Here is a 21444-nt window from a genome sequence, read left to right as displayed (position 1 = left end):
TTGACGCCTTACTTAATCAAATCCTTACCAGTCATTTCGGCCGGCTGCTCCATACCCAAGATATGCAGGATAGAAGGAGCTACGTCAGCCAATACACCGTTCTCAACCTTGGCGTCCTTGTTTGCAGTAACGTAAACGAAAGGAACGGGGTTCAGAGAGTGGGCAGTATTCGGAGTACCATCCTCATTCAGAGCATGGTCGGCATTACCGTGGTCGGCGATGATGATTACTTCATAATCGTTTGCCTTGGCAGCCTCAACGGTGTCTTTCACACATTCGTCGATGGCTTTCACTGCCTTCTCGATAGCTTCGTAGATACCGGTATGTCCCACCATATCACCATTGGCGTAGTTCACCACGATGAAATCGAACTTCTGGGTCTTGATAGCTTCAACCAACTTGTCCTTCACCTCGTACGCACTCATTTCAGGCTTCAAGTCGTAAGTGGCAACCTTCGGAGAAGGAACCAGGATGCGCTCTTCAGCATCGTAGGGAGTCTCGCGGCCACCGTTGAAGAAGAAAGTCACGTGTGCATACTTCTCTGTTTCGGCAATGTGCAGCTGGGTCTTGCCATTGGCAGCAAGATATTCGCCCAATGTGTTCTGTACATTCTCCTTATCAAAAAGGATATGTACACCCTTGAAGCTGGCGTCATACGGAGTCATGCAGTAGAACTGCAGGCCCGGAATGGTTTGCATGCCTTGTTCGGGCATATCTTGCTGGGTGAGGACAACGGTCAATTCCTTGGCACGGTCGTTACGGTAGTTGAAGAAGATTACAACATCACCTTCCTTGATGGTACCGTCGAAGCCACCGTTCACAATCGGCTTGATGAATTCATCCGTAACGCCTTCGTCGTAGGACTCCTGCATAGCCTGGACCATATCCGTAGCGACCTTTCCTTCACCGTTTACCAATAAGTCGTAAGCAACCTTCACACGCTCCCAACGTTTGTCACGGTCCATGGCATAGAAACGTCCCACGATGGAAGCAATCTTGCCGGCAGACTTCTCACAATGGGCAGTCAGCTGCTCAATGAAGCCTTTACCGCTCTTCGGGTCGGTATCACGACCGTCCATAAAGCAGTGGATGAAGGTATTCTCGATGCCGTATTCCTTGGAAATATCGCAGAGTTTGAACAAATGGTCAAAAGAGCTGTGCACGCCACCGTTGCTGGTCAGTCCCATAAAGTGGATATTCTTGCCGTTTTCCTTTGCATATGAGAAAGCAGAAACAATTTCCTTGTTCTTCAGGATGCTGCCATCGGCACAAGCACGGTTAATCTTCACCAAATCCTGGTAAACGATGCGTCCGGCACCGATATTGAGGTGACCTACTTCAGAGTTACCCATCTGTCCGTCGGGCAAACCAACGTTTTCACCGCTTGCCTGAAGCTCGGAATGCGGATAAGCTGCCAACAGACTGTCCCAATACGGAGTAGGTGTATTGAAAATCACATCATCTTTACCTTGATCGCCGATGCCCCAGCCATCAAGAATCATTAAAAGGGCTTTCTTACTCATAATATTAATCGAATTTAATTGTATAATCTTTTTGTATGATACAAACGTTCTTTATAGTAGGAACCTGTTTTTGCGCTGCAAAGGTACAAAAAACAGCTGTTAAAGCGTACTGTTTCAAATGATTTATGTACTTTTGCCACGCTTAAAAAATAAAAAACAAGAAATATGGACGATTCAAACCCACGAACGTGCAATAGTATTCACCAATAAAACGAACGGAGACGTTGACTGCAATGCCTCTGTTCCAAGCTGAAAGGAGGCAAACAATGAGAAAGTATCTCTACAGTGAAAACGGCTTCACTGAAAAGGCCGAATGGCAACCCAACTGCTGGGTCAACGTAGAATGCCCGGACAACGATGATTTCAAATTCCTTACCGAAGAGCTGAAAGTTCCCGAATCATTCTTGGAAGACATAGCCGACGTGGACGAGCGCCCGCGTACGGAAACAGAAGACAACTGGCTGCTGACCATCCTCCGCATCCCGATGCAGAGCAACCAACGCGGCGTGCCGTTCATCACCGTGCCCATCGGCATTATCACCAATGACGGAATCATCGTTTCTGTCTGCTATCACCACACGGAGCTGATACCGGACTTCATCCAGCACACACGCCGGAAGAACATAGTCGTCAACAATAAACTGGATTTGATTCTGCGAATCATCTACTCTTCCGCCGTCTGGTTCCTGAAGTATCTGAAACAGATAAACAACGACGTGGCCACCGCCGAAAAAGAGCTGGAGAAAAGCATCCGCAACGAAGACCTCCTGCAACTGATGAAGCTGCAGAAGACGCTGGTCTACTTCAACACTTCCATCCGTGGCAATGAAGTGATGATAGGACGGCTGAAAAACATCTTTCAGGACACCAATTATCTGGATTTGGAATTATTGGAAGACGTGGTCATCGAGTTGAAGCAGGCATACAATACCGTGAACATCTACAGTGATATTCTGACGGGAACCATGGACGCCTTCGCCTCCATCATCTCCAACAATGTGAATGCCATCATGAAACGTATGACAAGCCTCAGCATTACACTGATGATTCCCACGTTGATAGCCAGTTTCTACGGCATGAATGTGGACATCCACCTGGAGAGTTTTCCGCACGCGTTTATTTTCATCATACTTTTGTCGGCAATATTATCAGCAGTGACATTCGTATGGTTCAGAAGGATTAAGTGGTTCTAAACAGCATCATTGTCCGAAGTTCAGCGACAACTGCCCATCCCCCAAAAGATTGAACGTCAAGCGATGATAGGGTGTAGTGCCCCGCTCGGCAATGGCGGCACGATGTTTTCTGGTGGGATACCCCTTGTTATGATTCCAGTCATAATACGGATATTCCTCGTGAAGGCGGTTCATGTAGTCATCACGATAGGTCTTTGCCAAGATGGAGGCGGCAGCGATGGAAAGGTACTTCCCGTCTCCTTTGACTACGGTAGTATGCGGCAAGTCCCGATATTTTTTAAAGCGGTTGCCGTCTATCAGCAGATGTTGCGGACGGACATTCAGTTGGTCAACAGCACGGTGCATGGCAAGAAAGGAGGCATTGAGAATATTGATTTTGTCAATTTCTTCGGGAGAGACGACGCCCACCGCCCATGCCAGAGCCTCTTTTTCAATCACTTCACGCAAGGTATAGCGTTGCTTTTCCGTCAGCTGCTTGGAGTCGTTCAAAAGTTCATTCTTAAAGTCCGTTGGCAGAATAACAGCAGCGGCATAGACCGCACCGGCCAGACAGCCGCGACCGGCCTCATCGCATCCTGCCTCTATCAAATCTTTATTCAAATAAGGTAATAACATATATATCGCTATCTTTGAGGCACAAAGATAAATCTTTTTGGAGGGAAACCGGACTTCTAAGAAGAATTAATTAAATTTGCAGAAACAAGACGATGCCATGAAGAAAAACCTATGTCTACTACTCGTATGTCTTCTGTCAGCAGCTGCCCCACTGCAAGCTCAAGACATGCAGCAAGCACAGAAATTGATTGACCAAGCACAGAAATACCTGTACAACAACCCCAAACAAGCTTCCTACTATGCAGCTCAGGCTTCTGCCTTGTTTCCCGAAGATGAGCCCAGTGAGGTCCGCGCACAAGCTATGATTCTCTACTGTCAAGCCGAACAATTGTTGGGGAACTTCGACCTAAGTATCAAGAATCTTTATGACACCCAAAAATATATCCATCCCACCAACAAAAAACAAATGGCACAACTCTGCTCCTTGATGGGGCGTGTATACAGCAAACTAGGCGATTACAACAAAGCCATTGAACTGAACGACAAAGCAACCTCCATCTTCAAATCCATCGGCGATTCCACCTCTGTGGCCGGATGCTATAACGAACGTGGAGTAATGCACCACTTCATGAGTGAATTTACCGTTGCCGAGCGTTTCTTCCAGCGTGCGCTGGCCATCAACCGTGCCCAACGAAACCTGAAAGAGATTGCAACCAACCTGAACAACCTCTGTCTGTACCGGGGAAATACGGAAGAGAAACTTTCTTTCATCCAGGAAGCCATCACCATCAACAAGAATCTGGACGCCCAATGGTCTCTTGGCGAAAACTATAACAACATGGGGAAACAGTATTACTATGACAAGCAATACTCCAAAGCCTTGGAAGCCTTGCATAAAGCCTACGAGTATGCCCACAACATCGGAGCCCGCGAACTGATTTGCGACAATTACGAATATTCGTCCATGGTATATGCAGCTATAGGTGACTATGCCCAAGCCTATAAATACCTGGAGAAAATGCAGCACCTGAGCAAAGAGCTACAAAGCAGTAACAAGCTGCGTAACATTGAGCAGGAAATCTCCTATAAAAGATATCAAGACCAGAAGCATGCCACTGAAATGCAGGAACAAATCTATGAAATAGAACTGCTGAAACGCAATCTATGGCTCTTGGGCAGCATACTTATTCTCGGTTTGGCTGTCAGTATCTTCTTATATAAATGGTATAAACGTAGAAAAGACCTGCAACTGATTGAAACCCGCTATCAGCTGGAACTCTCCGAACGCGAAGTATCCGAACTGAAACTACAACAGCAAGAAATGGAACTGAAAAACGTGCAGAGTGCTTTGGATGACAGCCGCCAGGAGGTTACCAGCTTTGCCGTGTTCCTAAGAAGCCGCAATGAGCTACTCGACAAGATACGTGGAATGATTAAAGAGGGTTATAAAATGGATAACCAAACACTCATTCCCCACCTGAAGAAAGTGAATGCCTTCATCAGCCAATATCAAAGCGGAGATAAGACAAACAGTAGCTTATTGCTGAATATAGAAGAAAAGAACAAGGAATTCCTGGACCGGCTCGCACTAAAGCATCCTAATCTGACGCAAGGTGAAAAATACCTAGCAACTCTATTACGCGTCAATCTGTCAACCAAAGAAATCTCCATGATAACCGGTACCATTCCCAAAACAATCAATATGAACCGGTATCGTTTACGCAAATCTTTGAACTTATCCACAGAAGAAGACTTGGTTGAATACCTTCAGAGTTTCTAAAAACGAAGCCAAAGAGAAAAGCTCTCTTGTAGATAGATCATATTAGAATATAATACTATTATTCAACGATTTAGCAATCGGATTGTAGATTAAATAACAGTACTTTCAACCCCCTTTGTAGATATTTTATAGATAAAGGTCATAGCCAACCTTTTAATTATATCGCTTCCTTTGCCCTTGTGAAAAACAAAGTATTAACCTTAAAAAACTTTATCACACATGGGTAAAATTAAACAGTATTTCTCAATGCAAAGAGTATTACTACTTGCCTTACTCTTTGTATGTCTAGCGCCGCTAAGTGCATTAGCGCAAACCATCCAGCTAACCGGTACCGTAACCGATACCAAAGGAGAATCTCTTATCGGTGCCAGTGTCCTGGAAAAAGGAACCAGTAATGGTTGCATCACCGACGTTGACGGCAACTTTACGTTGACAGTCTCTCCCAAAGCAACTATGGTAATCTCTTATGTGGGTTATGTAACCCAGGAAATTCCCCTCAACGGGCAGAAGAACATCAAAATAGCATTGAAAGATGATTCTGAAATGCTGGATGAAGTCGTAGTCGTAGGTTACGGTACGATGAAGAAGAGTGATATGACCGGTGCCATTTCTTCGGTGAAAGCGGAAGATTTGATGAAGCGTGCCACTACCAGCGCAACCGAAGCACTGCAAGGTAAAATTGCCGGTGTAAGCGTTTTGAAATCGGGAGGTAATGCAGGTGCAAGCATTTCTGTAAAAATCCGTGGTATCAAGACTATGGGTGACAATGAGCCGCTTTACATCATCGACGGGTATCCTGGTGACATCAACACCATCAATCCGCAGGATATCGAATCCATGGAAATCCTGAAAGATGGTGCCGCCGCTGCCATTTACGGTTCTGTGGCCGCCAATGGTGTAGTCATCGTTTCTACCAAGAACGGAAAGGAAGGAGAGCTGAAAGTTTCCTTTAATACGTATATGACGGTCAACTCGGTAGCCAAGAAGTTCGACATGCTCAATGCAGACGGCTACTTGAAAGTGCACAACATGATGTACGAGAATGCAGGAACAAACAAGCCCGCTTATCTTACGTACAAGAATGGACAGAACCCTACCGGTGCCGATACAAACTGGCAGGATGAAATGCTCCGTACCGGTATCGCACAGAACTATTATGTAAACCTCATCGGAGGTTCTGAAGTTGCCAAATATTCACTTTCTTATGGGCATGCCGACGAGAAGGGTATCTTTAAGGGTAACTCTTACATCCAGGATAATGCCCGCCTGAAACTGAATGCGCACAAATATATCTTTGATTTCGATGCGAGCTTGAACTTCAAGGTCACACAAAGCAAACAGCCCCAGTATTCCTTGAAAGAAATGTACTCCATTTCGCCACTGGTGCCCGTTTACGACGAAAACCAGACATACGGATACGGTCTGACCGACATGTCGGTAGACGGTACCAAGATGGAATTCCCAACCAACCGTAATGTCATGGCAGACGACCATTACAAAGACAGAAAATATACGGGCTACGACATTACCGGCAATATCGGTCTGACCATGAAGCTCGCCCCGTGGCTTACATTCAAAACAAGCTATACGTACGACGGTTACTACTACAACGACCGTTATCATCGTGCCAAATACGAAGCCAATGCACAAGAGCCGAGCCTCTATCCTTATAACTACGAGTACAACTCATACTATCGTAAGCAAACATTCGAGAATGTATTGACCTTCATGAAAGACTTCGGCAAGCACTCCGTTACTGCCATGGTAGGTAACTCCATCATTTCCGCCCATCAGGATAAAAGTTCTGTCAGCGTGGAAGGCAAGAAAACCGAATATGATGTAGTAGGCGGCAGTCTGAGTTCCAGCGAGGTTCCCGGCGGATTCTTCGACCCGACATCTCCCACAATCGATGCAGGTATCGGCGGTACATTTGCCGGCACAGGTACTTTCTACGATTACAACCGCGCTTCTTTCTTCGGACGCTTCAACTATTCATACGCCAGCCGTTACTTGCTGCAAGTGACTGTACGTTCCGACGGCTCTTCCAAGTTCGGTAAAAACAACCGTTGGGGTACCTTCCCTTCCGTAGCAGTGGGATGGAGAATCAGCGAGGAAGATTTCTTCCCCAAAAACACCCCTATCAGCAACTTGAAGTTCCGCGCCAGCTGGGGACGCCTGGGTAGCGAGAGTGCACTGGGCTACTATTATGCGCCAACAATGAGTAACAGCAACACCCAATGGATGAGCTACATACAAGGTGGTAATCCTTGGGCCGGCATGTCCAACCTCTATCTGGTAAACGACGATTTGCGTTGGGAAACTACCGATACCAAAAACATCGGTTTCGACTTCGGTCTTTTCAACAATAAGTTGAGCGGTAGCCTTAACTACTATTACAACACAACGGAAGACTTACTGATTGAAAAAGTCATGCCGCCTTCTGCAGGTATCTACAATCCTACTGTCAACGTAGGAAAGATGGTAAACAAAGGTTTCGAGCTTGAATTGAACTATGGAGACAACATCAACGGTTTCGACTATAATATCGGTTTCAACCTTTCTACCATCCACAACGAAATGTTGAAGGCAGACCCGAACCAGGTACTTTATGGTTCTGCCTGGAAGGGTGACGGCCACTTCGTAACCCAAACACTGAAAGGTTATCCGGTAGCCAGCTTCTGGCTGTATCAGACTGACGGCATATTCCAGACTGATGCAGAAGCTGCTGCTTACGTAAACAGTGCAGGCGAACGTCTCCAGCCGAGTGCCAAAGCCGGTGATATCCGCTTCAAGGATGTAGACGGCAATGGAAGCATCGACTCCGGCGACAAGGTATATTCCGGTTCCGGTATTCCCAAGGTGGAAGCCAACTTGTCATTCAGCGGTTCCTATAAGAACTTTGACCTTTCCTTCCAGTTTGGCAGTGCATGGGGGCACAAACTCTACAACGTAAACCGTCTGTATTATGAAGGAATGGACGCCGGTAGAAACTACTTCACAAGCACCATGAATGCATGGACACCGCAAAACGCAGGAACAAGTATGCCAAGAGCTGTACTGGGTGACCCGAATGAAAATACCCGTGAATCCGATCGCTTCCTCGAAAACGGTAACTTCGTCCGCCTTCGCCAGTTGCAGTTAGGATACAGCTTGTCCAGAGCTTTAGCTAAGAAAATGTATCTTGAAAAATGCCGCCTCTATGTCAGTGGAGAGAATCTCTTTACCATCACTAAATATTCCGGTATCGACCCTGAATTCTCTTCAAGCATTCTGGACACCGGTGTAGACTCCTTTGTATACCCGTTCACCCGCTCATTTGTAGTAGGTCTGCAAGTTACATTCTAATCACCATTAAAAACAAGAAGACAATGAAAAAAATTATATATATAGCCTCTTTCTTATGCGCCGCCTTACTGGCAGGATGCGATGATTTCCTGACGACAGAGTCTCCCGACTTTTCTACAGACAAATACTGGAGAGATAAAGCCGATGTAGAGGCAGGTCTATCAGCGGTATATGGCCAGCTGGATAACCGCACCGGCTCTTACACGGTTGCAGAAGTCAAGTTTGTTGTGGAAACCTTCCGTAGCGATGAGATGGTAAAAGGCCAGGACGTCAACAACTATCCGGAATGGGCTGCATTGTACGGATTCACCTACAACAATGAGAACTCCAGCATCAAAGAATACTGGATGAACAATTACAATGGCATCAACTACGCCAACAACGTATTATACGGTATTGACAAAGTACAGACCAGCGGTGAGAAGATGAGTGCCGATGACGAGAACCATCTTACGGGCGAAGCTCTGTTCCTGCGTGCCTACTATCATTTCAAACTGATTATGAGCTGGGAGAAAATCATTATCCGCAATGAATATCTGACCGGAGAATCCCAGACTCACAAAGCATTGTCTACCAGAACGGAAGCATGGGACTTTATCTGTACTGAACTGGACAAAGCAGGCAGCATGCTGCCACAAGACCGCCCTTCTTCCGAAGCGGGACGTGTAACCAAAGGAGCAGCCTACTCTTACCTGGGATGGGCTTACTTGACCCGTGCTTATGAAGAAAGTGACAAAAAGGCCGAATACCTGGGGCTGGCAGAAGCCGCTTTCAACAAAGTGACCGGCTACGAACTGGAGTCCGACTACGGAAGCATGTTCGACGGAACCAACAAAAATTGCAAAGAGTCCATTCTGGAACTTCAGTTTACCAACAGTACGGCCGACGGTACTTTCCACAAGCACGTACTCCACTTCTGGGTGGCTCCGGGCAGCATGTCCGGTTGGGACGAAATCCGTGTCAGCGACATGATGTACAACGAATTTCTGAAAGAAGGACGCATTGCCGAAGGTAACATGTACGATGCCCGTGCCTATGGTTCCATGATGTTTGATGATCCGTATTACTACGAAGGCGGGCACATCCTGGGGTACAATTACGATGACATCTATGATGAGAATTCCGCCACCCGATATAATTACCGTAAATACATGCCTTCAACTTGGAGCGACTACGCACAAAACTACGTAGGTACCAACATGCCACTGATGCGTTATGCCAATGTATTGCTGATGAAGGCTGAAGTCTACAATGAACAAGGTCATCCAGAAAAAGCCATTCCATTGATTAACGAAGTACGTAGCGTGCACGGCAAGCTGCCTGCCATGACCGGAAGTGACCAAGCTGCTGTTAAAGCGCAAATTGAGCATGAACGTCTGGTGGAATTCACACTGGAAAACTCACGCTTCTACGACCTCCGTCGTTGGGGCAAACTGGACGAAGCCATGAAGGCTGACGGCAGAACCGGATTCAGTGCATCTACCCACTCCTTCCTGCCCATTCCTCTGATGGAGATTCAGACCAACAATGAAATAAACGAATAATCCTTTTCTCCAAATAGTATATCGAGGCGGCATTCGCCCCGGCAATGCCGCCTCGTTTACTTTGAAAGCTTTATCTTTGCACCTGCAAAAATAGACCATACTATCTTTGCCACTAAAAAACGACATAGATATGTTTACAATCATCGGACTAATGCTCACGGGAATGCTGTTGGGCTATCTCTTACGGAAACGGGACTTAAAGAAAATCCACCAAATCATCACCCTGCTCATCTGGCTGCTGCTGTTTATCCTCGGCATCGAGGTCGGAAGCAACGAGCAAATCATCAAGGGGCTCCATACCATAGGTCTTGAAGCTGTGATACTCACCCTGGGAGGGACCTTGGGAAGTGTTATCGCTGCTTGGGCACTCTGGAGAGCCTTGTATAAAAGGAAAGGAGGCAGGGCATGAAAGGAAGTCTTATCATTGTGGGCTTTTTTGTATTGGGTACGATTTGTGGTGTGTGCCATCTGCTGCCTTTTGATATTGCAGAAACCAATATCAGCTACTACGCGCTTTGCGCGCTGATGTTCAGTGTAGGGTTGAGCGTAGGCAACGACCCGCAGACCCTGAAGAACTTCCGTTCACTCAATCCGCGACTGGTATTCCTGCCCATCATGACGATACTGGGAACACTGGCTGGTTCGGCAGCCGTCAGTCTGATTCTGACACACCGTTCTATAACGGACTGTCTGGCCGTAGGCTCGGGATTCGGCTATTACTCGCTCTCCAGCATCTTCATTACCGAATACAAGGGAGCCGAGCTGGGCACCATCGCCCTGCTTGCCAATATCAGCCGGGAGATTCTGACACTGCTAGCCGCCCCGTTGCTGGTACGATGGTTCGGAAACCTTGCCCCCATCTCTGCCGGAGGAGCCACGACGATGGACACCACACTACCCATCATCACACGGACAGCCGGACAGCAGTTTGTAGTGGTTTCCATCTTCCACGGGTTTGTGGTCGATTTCAGCGTTCCGTTCCTGGTGACATTGTTCTGCTCGATATAGGGCTTTTACCCTCTTTTGACAGACACCGGTCTCTGACAAGAGCCATTTTTATATCACTAAATCCTATTAATAATGAAAACCAAACTTTATACCTTTCTCCTTTCTTCGCTGCTTTGCACCGATGCCCTGGCCGACAACGAGCCGTGGCAGAACCCGCAAGTCAACGAAATGAACAGAGAGCCGATGCACGCCCACTTCACTCCATTCACGAATGAAGCCAACGCACTGAAACAACGTGCCTTGCCTGCCGACGTACGGTTCGACGTAAATCCTGCAACAGAACGCCGCATCACGCTGGACGGCACCTGGAAATTCCTTTTCTCAAAGAACAATGACCTCTGCCCCAAAGACTTCCACAAGCCCGGATTCAGTACCCGCAAGTGGAGCAAAATAGAAGTTCCTGGAAGCTGGGAGCTGCAAGGGTTCGATGCGCCCATCTATACAGATACCCGTTATCCGTTCCCACCCAATCCGCCCTACGTGCCTGCCGACTACAACCCCGTAGGCGCTTATATCCGCGAATTCACCGTCCCGGCAGGTTGGGAAGGCATGGACGTTTTCCTCGATTTCGAAGGAGTGGAGTCTGCCTACTATGTATGGGTAAACGGCGAATTGGCGGGTTATGCTGAGGACAGCCGCCTGCCGTCGCACTTCAACATCACCAAGCTGCTGAAGAAGGGCAACAACAGACTAGCTGTAAAAGTATTCCGTTATAGCGACGGTTCCTACCTGGAAGGCCAGGACTACTGGAAATACAGCGGCATCGAACGGAGTGTTTATCTCTACGCCCGCCCCCAGAGCCGCGTCAAGGACTTCCGGATGACAGCGGAACTGATAAACAACTACAAGGATGGCGAACTAAAGCTGGATGTATTCCTCCATCAGCCTAAAGCCGGAGAAACGGTGGAAGTGAAGGTAATGGACAGGGACAAGGTTATCTATGACCGGAAAAAGTCCATAACCTCTGCCACAGACACTTTGTTTACCCAGCAGCAAGTGTTCACGAATGCACGAGCCTGGAATGCCGAAACACCGAACACCTACACGCTGGTAGTCAGCACCTTTGATGCACAAGGGAAACCGCAGGAATCCTTTACGCACCTTTTTGGCTTCCGTACCGTGGAAATGATGAACGGCATGCAGATGATTAACGGCCAGGCCGTCCTCTTCAAGGGGGTGAACCGTCACGAGCACGACCCGCACAAGGGACGTACCATCACCGTGGGGTCCATGATACACGACATCCAGCTGATGAAGCAGTTCAACCTGAACGGTGTACGCAACTGCCACTACCCGAACAACTATGCGTGGTACGAGCTTTGCACAGAATTCGGACTTTATATGGTAGACGAAGCCAACATCGAGAGCCATGGCATGATGTTCCACAAGGATGAGACCCTTGCCAACTATCCCGACTGGGAGGTGCCTTTCATGCAGCGGATGAGCCGTATGATTGCACGCGACCGCAACTACTCTGCCATCGTGACTTGGTCCATGGGCAACGAGTCGGGCTACGGCAAGCACTTCGAAACTCTGTATGACTATACCAAGAAGATAGACCCCACCCGTCCCGTACAATATGAAGGGGGTGGCTACAACTCCAAGAGCGACATCTATTGCCCCATGTACGCACGCATCTGGAGGTTGCGCCAACACGTGAACCAGCGTGATGCCCGCCCCATGATTCTCTGCGAATATGCCCATGCCATGGGTAACAGTGTAGGTAACTTCCAGGACTACTGGGACTTGATTTACAAGTACGACCAGCTGCAAGGCGGTTTCATTTGGGACTGGGTGGACCAGACGTTTGCCATCAAGGACGAGAACCAGCGCGACATCTGGGCTTTTGGCGGCGACATGGGATTTGTAGGTGTCGTCAACGACTCCAACTTCTGTGCCAACGGCCTGGTTGCTGCCGACCGCACCCCGCACCCGCACATCTACGAAGTGAAGAAGGTATTGCAATACATCCACTTCGAACCGCTTGCCTTCACCCCGAACAAGATAAAGGTCACCAACTGGCACGATTTCATCGGATTGGAAGGATATACCCTCCGCTGGGCAGTGGAATGCGACGGCAAGACCGTTCAGAACGGTGAGATGGATTTCCCCAAGATTGCTCCCAAAAACTCTGCCAACATAGAATTGCCACTGAAAGCGCTGCCTGCCGACGGCAAGGAGTATTTCCTCACACTTCGTGCATTCACCAAGCACGAAGCGCCATTAGTACCGAAAGGACACGAGGTTGCCATCGAACAATGGGAACTGCCTTCCGTCCCGTCAGCCAAAACCGTTCAGCCGGTGGAGGGAACGTTGACCGTAAACCGCAACAACGAAGCATTGACCGTGAAAGGCAATAACTTCCAGGTAGCTTTCTCTACCCGAAACGGTGAAATGACAGAGCTGAACTACAACGGAAAGAATCTGATTAAGGAAGGGCTGCAACCCAACTTCTGGCGCCCGTTGACCGATAATGATATTCCAAATGGGCACCTGATACGCTGCGGCACCTGGAGAAACGCCGGACGCGATGCCAAACTGCAGAACATCGAAGTTGCAGAAGCCGGACAAACGGCTACTGTCACTGCGACCTACCGCATGGAAGAACAAGATGCTGATTTGCAGACTCTCTACACAATCACTCCCGACGGCAAGGTTCAGGTAACCATGCACTTCACCCCCGGCAAGAAGCCATTGAGCGAGATGCCTCGTCTGGGCATGCGCATGATACTCCCTGCCGAATATGAAATGATGACCTGGTTGGGCCGTGGTCCGCAAGAGACGTACGCCGACCGCAAGACGGGAGCATTGATAGGCCTCTACAACGCCACGGTGTGGGAACAATTCCATCCGTATGTACGTGCCCAAGAGACGGCCAATCATTGTGACGTACGCTGGGTGGCCCTGCGCAATGCTGCCGGTGAAGGTATGCTGGTAGTGGGCGAGGAACCGTTGAGCGTAAGCGCCTGGAACTTCCCGATGGAGGACATTGAATACCGTCCCTCACAGATGGAGCGCCGCCACGGTGGAAGCATCCAGAAGAAAGATATGATATGGCTCAACATCGACCACAAGCAGATGGGCGTAGGCGGTGACAATACCTGGGGAGCACAAGTTCATCCCGAGTACACCATCACTCCGCACGAATGGAAATACAGCTTCACGCTCGCCCCTCTCGCACCGGAGGATGATGCAGCGGAACAAGCGCACAAATAACCGTTAAATACCTCATTCATATGAAATACAAATTTATACGCATACTCTGCTTCACATTGTTGGCCGCAGGCATCGCAGCCTGCACCCCCGGCATGAAAAGCACTACGGAGAAACGGTATGCCTTCGCCGACATACTGGACATCTCCTACACTCCCGACACCCTGCACCGCTGCTATGGTTGGTTCACCGACGCCGGCTCGTGGATGGGCTTCACGCTGCCCGAACGGCAACAATGGGTCAACGGCTTCTGCGGCCCCTTCAGCCTCGATATGTTCCGCCGCCAGTGGATGGCACAGTCAGCCGCCGTCGTAAGCTTTGCCAAAGATACACAAGAGATTTTTGTTCCGGATTCCACTTGCTATTACCCCGGCGAGCTCTATATGTCGGCACATTCCACCCACGGGAGCATCACGCAACGGCTCAACTTCACAAGTGCCTCGACCGCCTTGCTGCGCATCGAAGCCGACACGGCTGAAGACCTGCTGCTCTCCGGTAGCCAATGGGGCAAAGACATCACCGTCAGCGTAGAACAGAACTCCGTCATCGCCCGTCATCCCAGTGGCGAAACCGTAACCGTGACCTTCACTCCTAATGTAGAGCTGGCCAAGACCGACAATAACTATACAGCCCTCGTCCGCTCTCCGCGCTACCCTGTCAACGTAGCCATCTCTTTCTTCACTTCCGAAAAAGAGATGACTGCCAACCTGCAAAACCTGCCGAGCCTGCTCAACAATCCCGCCCCCGCCCTGCAAGCCAATGCCGAACGTTGGGAAGGTTACCTCACCAAGATACTGCGCAAGGACATGAAGCCCGAATATGACCGTATCGCCGTGAAAGCCGTCACCACGCTCATCTCCAATTGGCGGACACACCGCGGTGGATTGCTTCACGAAGGTATCATCCCGAGCCATGCCGTAGGCTATTTCGTCGGCTTTTGGGCATGGGATAGCTGGCGCTTCAGTGCCGGAACCGCCAAATTCGACCCCGAACTGGCCAAGAACAACATCCGAGCCATGTTCGACTACCAGCAACCGGACGGCATGATTATCGACTGTATCTACACCGACCCCTCCGAGAACAATGCCCGTGACAGCAAGCCTCCCTTGGTATGCTGGGCTGTCGATGAAATATTTACCCATACGGGTGACACCGCCTTCGTTGCCGAGATGTATCCGCAACTGCTCTCCTATTATAGATGGTGGTACGAGAAGCGCGACCACAACCGCAATGGCATGTGCGAGTACGGTGCTACCGACGGAACACTGGAAGCTGCCGCCTGGGAAAGCGGCATGGACAACGCCATCCGTTTTGACGGCGCCGTGATGCTGAAAAACGAAGGCTACGAGGATGCCTGGAGTATGGATCAGGAGAGTGTGGACTTGAACGCTTATCTGGCACTGGAATGCAAACTGCTGAAGAAATTCTCCAGCCTGCTGAAGATACCTTTCGACGCACCGGACTACAGTAGCCAGGTAGCCGACTATTTCTTTGACAAGAACATCAACTTCTTCTGCGATCGCCGCCTGAAGGACGGTTCATTCATCGAAGAGCCGGGCTGCGAAGCCTACACTCCGTTGTGGACCCGGATTGCCACACAAGCGCAAGTGGACAGCATGCTGCCCATGCTTCAAGATACGGCAAAGTTCTCCACGTATATCCCCTTCCCGACCATTGCCGCCGACAATCCCAAATACAATCCGCGCGGCTACTGGCGTGGCCCCATCTGGCTGGACCAAACCTACTTTGCCATCCGCGGACTGCGCAACTACGGCTACAACCGGCTGGCAGATGAATATACGCTGCAAGTCTTCGACCGCCTGAGTGGGCTGAAAGAGGGTGCTCCCATCCACGAGAACTACGGAACCCATACCGGCGAACGCCTGAAAGCTCCCCATTTCAGCTGGAGCTCCTCACATCTGTTGATGATGTACGACGATTACGGTAAGTAAACCGGGATTCCATATATGTCATAACTCACCACAGATTACACAGATTCACGCAGATTTTTTTAGTTTATTGATATCTGACATATTTATCTGTGTGAATCTGTGTAATCTGTGGTGAGTTATGACACTTTCATGAAGAACAAAAGCGATATGATTATTATCGGTAAACCTGCACCGGAAGCTCTCCACGCAAAGCTCCCAGCGCATTCATTACCAATGCTTCCAATTCGTCTTCTCCGGGATAGACGTGGACGGGAGCAAGGAAAGACACGCGCTCCTGCAACCGCGAAGTGATGTACTCGGAATGTGCCATACCTCCCGTAAGCAGAATGGCGTCCACCTTGCCATAAAGCACAACAGCAGCACCGCCTATCTCCTTGGCAATGCGGTAAATCATGGCATCAAGCACCAAAGCGGCATGGGTGTCTCCCTCAGCGATGCGCCTCTCTATGGCGGGAATGTCGGTAGTACCCAAATGGGCGGCAAGTCCCGCCTTGCCGGAAATACGTTTCTTCAGTTCTTCGGTAGTGTAACGCCCCGAGTGACAAAGGTCTATCAGTTGCCCGGCGGGCAGGGTACCTGCACGTTCGGGCGAAAAAGGACCGAAACCGTCGAGGGCATTGGGCACGTCCACCGCACGGCCGTGGCGGTGGACTCCTACGGAAACGCCTCCACCCAAGTGACAGACAATCAGATTGAGGTCTTCGTAATGCACGGGAGCTTCGGGCTGCAGGGCACTACGCTCGGCAGCATAGCGCCGGGCGATGGCTCGCTGGTTCAAGGCGTGCCAGATGGTGATGCTGGGCATCAGAGGCGAACCGGTGATGCGTGCCACATCGTCCAGTTCGTCCACCACGCCGGGATCGGCTATGAAAGAGGGGCAGCCGGGCAGCATGGCGGCAAGTTCGTGGGCTATCAGACAACCTAAGTTGCAGGCGTGGGTACGCATGGCGTGGAGCATATCGTCCAACATGGCATCGTTCACGGCATACACACCGCCAGGAATGGGTTTCAACAATCCCCCACGGCCGACGATGGCATCGAACTTAAAGGGAATGTCATTGGCCTCCAGCGCTTCCAGCACCAAGTGCTTGCGGAATTCGAACTGGTCGATGATGCGGGGAAATTGGGAAAGCTCCTCCACCGAATGCCGGATGTTGAGTACCAGACGGGGAGTTTCATCCTCATAGACAGCAATTTTTGTCGAGGTGGAACCGGGATTTACTGCCAGTATTTTCATTGATTACGATTTACAAATTACGAACTACAAATTACTAATTACAATCAAGGTTCTTTCACCCCGCTGGTCAGGCAAGCCATGGCAATGCTGTAATATTTGGACAAACCGGAATCGCTACGCGACGGTAATACCACCGGACATGAGGGTCCTTGCAGCAACCCGGCCATATCGGCATGAGAAAACAGAGATACAGCCTTATAAAAAGCATTGCCCGATTCGATGTTTGGGAATATCAACACATCCGCCTCCCCGTCAATCGGTGATACAATGCCTTTGATGTTACCGCTCGTCTTCTCACAAGAGGTCTTCACATCCAGCGGGCCGTCGATGATGACATTGCCGAACTCTCCGGCTTCCGCCAGTTCTACAATATTCACATAGTCCAATGAATGGGGGAATTTGGCGCTAACCTTCTCCGTGCAATGAATCAGCGCGATGCGTGGCTGCTCTATCCCGAAATGGCGGCAAGTATGGATGGCATACCAAATCATTTCAATGCGCTGTTGCAGTGTCGGGCGGGGAATGACCGCAGCATCGGAGAAAAAGAGCAGTTTATCGTAAGTAGGTATCTGCATCACGGCCAGATGGGTCAGAATCTTTCCTTTAGGCAACAAACCATGTTCCTTGTCCAGAATGGCACGTAGCAAATTGTCGGTATTGATGATGCCTTTCATCAGGATGTCCGCTCCACCCTCGCGTACGATACGCACCGCCTCACGTGCAGCCTCATCGGAATCTTCTATATGCAAGGTACTGACATATTGAGGATATTTCTTCAAAGTGGGATATTTTTCCAATATGGCAGAATCGCCAATCATCAGAAATTCCGCAATCCCCTCCTCCAAGGCACGGGATATGGCATATTCTGTATTAGGGTCATTGGCACAGACTACCGCAATACGTTTCCTCTTATTCAAGGTTTTCAGGTGGGCTGTTAACTGGGCAAAGTTCCGTATCGGTTCCATAACGTTAGATTTTTAGCAAATATCTAAAAAAATGTCGAGAAATACAGCATTTGCCCCGTTGAAATTTTATATGTTTAATATCATTTTGATATGTTCACCACAGATTACACAGATTGACACGGATTTGAACAGAATTTGAATTACTCTGTTGATTATATATCATATATAACCTCCCTCTCTTCTGTTAAAAATCCGTGTTAATCTGTGATATCTGTGGTGAATTGTGTACTTTTGCCCAAAATAGATTGATAATATATATGGGTAGTCTTATTTTCCCTCCGTATCTGCAGGAAGGTGACCGTGTCATTGTTCTCTCCCCTTCCAGCAAGATTGACAAATCTTTCCTGAAAGGCGCCTACAAACGTTTGAAGTCCTGGGGGCTGGAAGTCGTATTCGCAAAGCACGCGGGGAGTTCCAACGGAACGTATGCAGGAAATATCCGGCAACGCCTCGAGGACCTGCAGGAAGCCATGGACGATGAAGAAGCCAAAGTCATATTCTGTAGTCGGGGCGGTTACGGAGCCGTGCATCTGATAGGCAAACTGGATTTTACCAAGTTCAGGCAGCATCCCAAATGGCTCATCGGATTCAGTGACATCACCGCCCTCCATAATCTGTTCCAGCAGAATGGCTTCGCGTCGTTGCACGCCCCCATGGCGCGCCATCTCACAGTAGAACCGGAAGACGACTTCTGCACACAAGCACTGAAGGATATACTATTCGGGCAGGCATTGGGAGGAACCGAAGCATTCAGTTATGTCTGCCCGGGGCACAAACTAAATCATAAGGGAGAGGGAAAAGGCGTGTTGCGCGGCGGCAATTTGTCTGTGTTCTACGGGCTGCGTGGTACTCCTTACGATATTCCCGCCGAAGGCACCATCCTCTTCATCGAAGATGTGGGAGAACGCCCACATGCGGTGGAACGCATGATGTACAATCTCAAACTGGGAGGTGTCCTCGACAAGCTTTCCGGCCTCATCATCGGACAATTCACCGAATACGAGGAGAACAAGTCCCTGGGAAAAGACCTATATGGCGCATTGGCCGATTTGGTGAAGGAATACGATTACCCGATATGTTTCGATTTTCCCGTCGGACATGTCAGCATGAATGTACCGCTGATAAACGGCGCTGCGGTAACACTGAAAGTTGGAAAGAAAGAAGTGAAACTAAGTTTTAATACAGAAAGAGAATGAAACGGAATTATACATTCATCCCGTTGCTGCTGTTGCTGATTGTAGCGATAGTGGCATGCAGCAACAACAGCAGCAAGTCTGCAGCCGATAATGACAGTGAGGGCGATGCGACCAAAGCGACTGTCCAAGTGCCTCAGTTCAGTGCAGACAGTGCATATCAATACATACAGACCCAAGCGGATTTTGGTCCGCGCGTGCCCAACACCGCCGCCCACAAAGCCTGCGGAGAATTCCTTGCCAAGAAGCTGGAAGAATTCGGCGCCAAAGTATACAACCAGCATGCCGACCTGGTGGCTTACGACAACACCATCCTGAAAGCGCGCAATGTTATCGGCGCCTATAATCCGGAAAGCAAAAGGCGTGTACTGCTCTGTGCCCATTGGGACAGCCGTCCTTATGCCGACCAGGATGCCGACAAGACGAAGCATCACAGCCCCATCCTGGGTGTGAACGATGGAGCCAGCGGTGTGGGCGTATTGCTCGAAGTGGCCCGCCAACTACAGCAGCAGGCTCCAGCCATAGGCATCGACATCATCTTCTTTGACGCCGAAGACTATGGCATCCCCTACTTCTATCAAGGTGCATACAAGAACGACACTTGGTGCCTGGGCTCGCAATATTGGGGACGAGTACCCCATGTAGACGGCTATAATGCCCGCTACGGCATCCTGCTCGACATGGTGGGTGGAAAGAACGCCACCTTCTACAAGGAACAGTTCTCTCAAAGAACCGCCGGTAAGTACGTGAACAAGATATGGAACACAGCCCACCGCCTGGGCTTCGGCAACTTCTTCCCCAAAGAAAAAGGCACCGAAGTGACAGACGACCATATGTATGTATACAACCTGCGGCAGATTCCCTGCGTAGACATCATCAACTATGACCCGAACTGCGACACCGGCTTCGGTGACTTCTGGCACACGATAGACGACACCATGGACATCATCGACAAGGGCACTCTCAACGCAGTGGGACAGACCTTGCTCGAAGTCATCTACAATGAGAAATAGACAATCAAATAGTAAATCGTAAATAGTAAATTCCATGATAAGTATCAACGAAGTACAAGATGAAGTAATTGCCGAATTCAATGATTTCGACGATTGGATGGACCGGTACCAACTTCTTATTGATTTAGGAAACGAGCAGGAACCGCTCGACGAAAAATACAAGACGGAACAAAACCTGATTGAAGGTTGCCAGAGCCGCGTATGGCTGCAGGCAGACGAAGTGGACGGAAAAATTATTTTCCAGGCCGAAAGCGACGCACTGATTGTGAAAGGAATCATTTCACTGCTTATCAAAGTACTCTCCGGGCACACACCGGATGAGATACTGAACGCCGACCTCTATTTCATTGATAAAATAGGACTGAAGGAACACTTGTCGCCCACCCGTAGCAACGGACTGCTGTCTATGGTAAAGCAGATGCGAATGTATGCGCTGGCCTTCAAAGCGAAAGGCATCTAAAGGTTACGACCGACAATATATAAGCTAATAATCAGCAGATTATATTTACCGGATGTTTACCCTATAATGTAAAAGCCGTTACTCCAGAATGTAACGGTTTTTACTGTCTTATCCTGATATAGGTAGACACATTTACAAACTAATAAATGTGTTACTATTATGACTTCAAAACGAAAGCTTTATCGTGAAGATGAAAAACTGTTTTTTCTTCACTCTTACTACCAATCAGGTATGAGTAAGCATGCCTTTTGCCGGGCACATGGCATTTGTTGCCCTGCCTTGCTAAATAGTTGGATTAAAAAGTATTCAAATTTAGCAGAAGAGCTATCTTTGCCTTCTGAACAAGAATCACCAGATATGTCCAATCGCAGCAAGGAAGCCTACAAAGATGAAAATGCCCAATTAAAAAAGCGCATTAAAGAGCTGGAGAAAGCTCTGTCTTTCTCCAAGCTGGAAACAGAAG

The 21444-nt window shown here is 49.0% G+C and carries 16 protein-coding genes; 12 read left to right on the top strand and 4 right to left on the bottom strand.

The annotated features are described in order from the left end of the window. Nucleotides 1-8 precede the first annotated feature (8 nt). Entirely contained in the window at nt 9-1523 is a 1515-nt protein-coding gene (gene gpmI, locus DW896_RS08100) for a 2,3-bisphosphoglycerate-independent phosphoglycerate mutase (RefSeq protein WP_005830427.1), read from the bottom strand. A 266-nt stretch (nt 1524-1789) separates the two neighbouring features. Between gpmI and DW896_RS08095 the strand changes: the two genes are divergently transcribed. After that, nucleotides 1790-2716, top strand: coding sequence for a magnesium transporter CorA family protein (locus tag DW896_RS08095; protein WP_005834540.1), 927 nt, complete (start codon nt 1790-1792; stop codon nt 2714-2716). 6 nt (nt 2717-2722) lie between these two features. On the opposite strand, the gene DW896_RS08090 is transcribed toward DW896_RS08095, so the two are convergent. Beyond that, the gene (locus tag DW896_RS08090) at nt 2723-3331 is read right to left on the bottom strand and encodes a ribonuclease HII (RefSeq protein WP_119993108.1); all 609 of its coding nucleotides are present in this window, start codon (nt 3329-3331) and stop codon (nt 2723-2725) included. Between the two features lie 97 nt (nt 3332-3428). Here DW896_RS08090 and DW896_RS08085 point away from each other — a divergent pair, with 97 nt between their 5' ends. The 7 genes from DW896_RS08085 (at nt 3429) to DW896_RS08055 (ending at nt 16113) form a co-directional block, all read left to right on the top strand. Then, nucleotides 3429-5051: a tetratricopeptide repeat protein gene (locus tag DW896_RS08085; RefSeq protein ID WP_119993131.1), complete on the top strand. Its 1623-nt coding sequence runs from the start codon at nt 3429-3431 to the stop codon at nt 5049-5051. Nucleotides 5052-5270: 219 nt separating this feature from the next. Next, nucleotides 5271-8396 (top strand): TonB-dependent receptor, encoded by a 3126-nt coding sequence (locus DW896_RS08080; RefSeq protein ID WP_098031811.1) that lies wholly within the window; start codon nt 5271-5273, stop codon nt 8394-8396. Between the two features lie 23 nt (nt 8397-8419). Next, complete coding sequence (locus tag DW896_RS08075; RefSeq protein WP_057097764.1) at nt 8420-9940, top strand: RagB/SusD family nutrient uptake outer membrane protein; 1521 nt, start codon at nt 8420-8422, stop codon at nt 9938-9940. A 130-nt stretch (nt 9941-10070) separates the two neighbouring features. Further along, nucleotides 10071-10349: a LysO family transporter gene (locus DW896_RS08070; RefSeq protein WP_057097774.1), complete on the top strand. Its 279-nt coding sequence runs from the start codon at nt 10071-10073 to the stop codon at nt 10347-10349. Continuing rightward, nucleotides 10346-10948 carry a lysine exporter LysO family protein gene (locus tag DW896_RS08065; RefSeq protein ID WP_005830487.1) on the top strand — a complete coding sequence of 201 codons (603 nt, stop codon included), beginning with the start codon at nt 10346-10348 and terminating at the stop codon, nt 10946-10948. The genes DW896_RS08070 and DW896_RS08065 overlap by 4 nt, the downstream gene beginning before the upstream one ends. A gap of 72 nt (nt 10949-11020) precedes the next feature. Continuing rightward, nucleotides 11021-14164 carry a glycoside hydrolase family 2 TIM barrel-domain containing protein gene (locus DW896_RS08060; protein ID WP_057097765.1) on the top strand — a complete coding sequence of 1048 codons (3144 nt, stop codon included), beginning with the start codon at nt 11021-11023 and terminating at the stop codon, nt 14162-14164. Nucleotides 14165-14184: 20 nt separating this feature from the next. Further along, nucleotides 14185-16113, top strand: coding sequence for a trehalase family glycosidase (locus DW896_RS08055; RefSeq protein ID WP_008662663.1), 1929 nt, complete (start codon nt 14185-14187; stop codon nt 16111-16113). Nucleotides 16114-16267: 154 nt separating this feature from the next. Here DW896_RS08055 and buk read toward each other — a convergent pair whose 3' ends face one another. Then, entirely contained in the window at nt 16268-17350 is a 1083-nt protein-coding gene (gene buk / locus DW896_RS08050; protein ID WP_005830498.1) for a butyrate kinase, read from the bottom strand. 44 nt (nt 17351-17394) lie between these two features. Beyond that, nucleotides 17395-18315, bottom strand: a complete 921-nt coding sequence (locus tag DW896_RS08045; RefSeq protein WP_005834523.1) for a phosphate acyltransferase — start codon at nt 18313-18315, stop codon at nt 17395-17397. A 257-nt stretch (nt 18316-18572) separates the two neighbouring features. Between DW896_RS08045 and DW896_RS08040 the strand changes: the two genes are divergently transcribed. The 4 genes from DW896_RS08040 to DW896_RS08025 form a co-directional block, all read left to right on the top strand. Next, the gene (locus DW896_RS08040) at nt 18573-19511 is read left to right on the top strand and encodes an LD-carboxypeptidase (protein ID WP_005830507.1); all 939 of its coding nucleotides are present in this window, start codon (nt 18573-18575) and stop codon (nt 19509-19511) included. Beyond that, the gene (locus tag DW896_RS08035; RefSeq protein ID WP_005830510.1) at nt 19508-20521 is read left to right on the top strand and encodes a M28 family peptidase; all 1014 of its coding nucleotides are present in this window, start codon (nt 19508-19510) and stop codon (nt 20519-20521) included. The genes DW896_RS08040 and DW896_RS08035 overlap by 4 nt, the downstream gene beginning before the upstream one ends. Nucleotides 20522-20558: 37 nt before the next feature. After that, nucleotides 20559-20981: a SufE family protein gene (locus DW896_RS08030; RefSeq protein WP_034523308.1), complete on the top strand. Its 423-nt coding sequence runs from the start codon at nt 20559-20561 to the stop codon at nt 20979-20981. Nucleotides 20982-21140: 159 nt separating this feature from the next. Further along, nucleotides 21141-21444, top strand: a 304-nt coding sequence (locus DW896_RS08025) for a transposase (protein ID WP_243634823.1), incomplete at its 3' end; no start/stop codon positions are given.

It is taken from the genome of Bacteroides sp. AM41-16 (assembly GCF_003603495.1).
Classification (GTDB): domain Bacteria; phylum Bacteroidota; class Bacteroidia; order Bacteroidales; family Bacteroidaceae; genus Bacteroides; species Bacteroides uniformis.
This window is presented reverse-complemented; position numbering and strand designations above follow the sequence as displayed.

Bases quoted from the DNA above. Each gene is read 5' to 3' on its own strand.
- DW896_RS08040 (WP_005830507.1), top strand. From the start codon at position 18,573: ATGGGTAGTCTTATTTTCCCTCCGTATCTGCAGGAAGGTGACCGTGTC.
- DW896_RS08095 (WP_005834540.1), top strand. From the start codon at position 1,790: ATGAGAAAGTATCTCTACAGTGAAAACGGCTTCACTGAAAAGGCCGAA.
- DW896_RS08055 (WP_008662663.1), top strand. From the start codon at position 14,185: ATGAAATACAAATTTATACGCATACTCTGCTTCACATTGTTGGCCGCA.
- DW896_RS08085 (WP_119993131.1), top strand. From the start codon at position 3,429: ATGAAGAAAAACCTATGTCTACTACTCGTATGTCTTCTGTCAGCAGCT.
- DW896_RS08090 (WP_119993108.1), bottom strand. From the start codon at position 3,331: ATGTTATTACCTTATTTGAATAAAGATTTGATAGAGGCAGGATGCGAT.
- buk (WP_005830498.1), bottom strand. From the start codon at position 17,350: ATGAAAATACTGGCAGTAAATCCCGGTTCCACCTCGACAAAAATTGCT.
- DW896_RS08070 (WP_057097774.1), top strand. From the start codon at position 10,071: ATGTTTACAATCATCGGACTAATGCTCACGGGAATGCTGTTGGGCTAT.
- DW896_RS08075 (WP_057097764.1), top strand. From the start codon at position 8,420: ATGAAAAAAATTATATATATAGCCTCTTTCTTATGCGCCGCCTTACTG.
- DW896_RS08045 (WP_005834523.1), bottom strand. From the start codon at position 18,315: ATGGAACCGATACGGAACTTTGCCCAGTTAACAGCCCACCTGAAAACC.
- DW896_RS08060 (WP_057097765.1), top strand. From the start codon at position 11,021: ATGAAAACCAAACTTTATACCTTTCTCCTTTCTTCGCTGCTTTGCACC.
- DW896_RS08035 (WP_005830510.1), top strand. From the start codon at position 19,508: ATGAAACGGAATTATACATTCATCCCGTTGCTGCTGTTGCTGATTGTA.
- DW896_RS08080 (WP_098031811.1), top strand. From the start codon at position 5,271: ATGGGTAAAATTAAACAGTATTTCTCAATGCAAAGAGTATTACTACTT.
- gpmI (WP_005830427.1), bottom strand. From the start codon at position 1,523: ATGAGTAAGAAAGCCCTTTTAATGATTCTTGATGGCTGGGGCATCGGC.
- DW896_RS08065 (WP_005830487.1), top strand. From the start codon at position 10,346: ATGAAAGGAAGTCTTATCATTGTGGGCTTTTTTGTATTGGGTACGATT.